The organism is Bartonella sp. AA56HLJMS (genome assembly GCF_042197145.1).
In the GTDB taxonomy this organism is placed as follows: Bacteria; Pseudomonadota; Alphaproteobacteria; order Rhizobiales; family Rhizobiaceae; genus Bartonella.
This window is the reverse complement of sequence record NZ_JBHIRL010000093.1, coordinates 1-833: the sequence shown is the minus strand read 5'-3', so window position 1 is coordinate 833 and position 833 is coordinate 1. Positions and strand designations below refer to the sequence as shown.

At 44.8% G+C, this 833-nt stretch carries 1 protein-coding gene and 2 pseudogenes; all 3 read left to right on the top strand.

Going from position 1 to position 833, the window contains the following annotated elements:
* Positions 1-138: 138 nt before the first annotated feature.
* Complete coding sequence (locus ACFINI_RS10035) at positions 139-537, top strand: hypothetical protein (protein WP_375648049.1); 399 nt, start codon at positions 139-141, stop codon at positions 535-537.
* Positions 537-691, top strand: a pseudogene (locus tag ACFINI_RS10030) (ParB N-terminal domain-containing protein); the annotation flags it as partial. The gene ACFINI_RS10035 and the pseudogene ACFINI_RS10030, both read left to right, overlap by 1 nt.
* Before the next feature lies 1 nt (position 692).
* Positions 693-830 (top strand): annotated as a pseudogene (locus tag ACFINI_RS10025) (phage tail protein); the annotation flags it as partial.
* Positions 831-833: the final 3 nt, after the last annotated feature.

Here is an 833-nt window from a genome sequence, read left to right as displayed (position 1 = left end):
AAAAAGGTTTATCAATGTCTAAAGATCAGTACGAAATAGGCAAGATAAATTGCATAGAGTTGCATCATAGAACAGCCGTTTGCATGGGTTGGTTCTGGCGATTAAATGGTGGTCATATTGTTTTTATAGGGGGTGGTTATGGTTGCTGCTTGTAATTTATGGACCCCAGATGTCAGAAACGATATCGTTAATCCTTATTCAGAAGTTGAACGTTTACAGGTGATGCTTTCCTGTTCTTTAAAAGCCGTGAGTAGTGGATTTAAGCATCTGCCGATCCGGTATATTATTGACCCTCCGCATGGCTTATTTGATGCGGCGTTAGCACGACAGATTGTTATTCATATTTTGCATTATCAGTTTGAGGTGCCACGGCGGCGTATTGTTGCGATACAGGCACGTCAGCGGACTTCTATTTCTCTATCTATGCAAGTGATTAACCGGCGTTTGGAAGAACCTGTATTTGCGAAAGCTTATCGAAGATGGGCGGGGCGTGCGATGGATTTGTTCTTTAAAGAGATCAGAAAGGTGGGGGCGTGATGGCACAGTTTCAAAAGCTTGCTCTTGATGTGATTGTGGTACCGGAGCGTATACGCCCTGTGGATGATGAGCATGCCAAGGCGCTTGCACAATCAATGGCGCGCGGGAGGGATTGATGAATCCGATTACGGTGCGCCATACCCCCAATGCTAAGGCCACCTTTAGAAGATTTGAGTTTCGGCAGCCGGCGCAATAGCGCTTATTTTGACCGTTTGGCTGAAGATATCCAAAAGAAAATGACTTATCAATTTGGCGATACGCTTGAAACTTATCGCAAAGCAGCAAGGAGTTAAAGC

What these genes read in the sequence shown, in the direction of transcription:
- ACFINI_RS10035 (WP_375648049.1), top strand. Translation starts at nt 139, where the DNA reads ATGGTTGCTGCTTGTAATTTATGGACCCCAGATGTCAGAAACGATATC.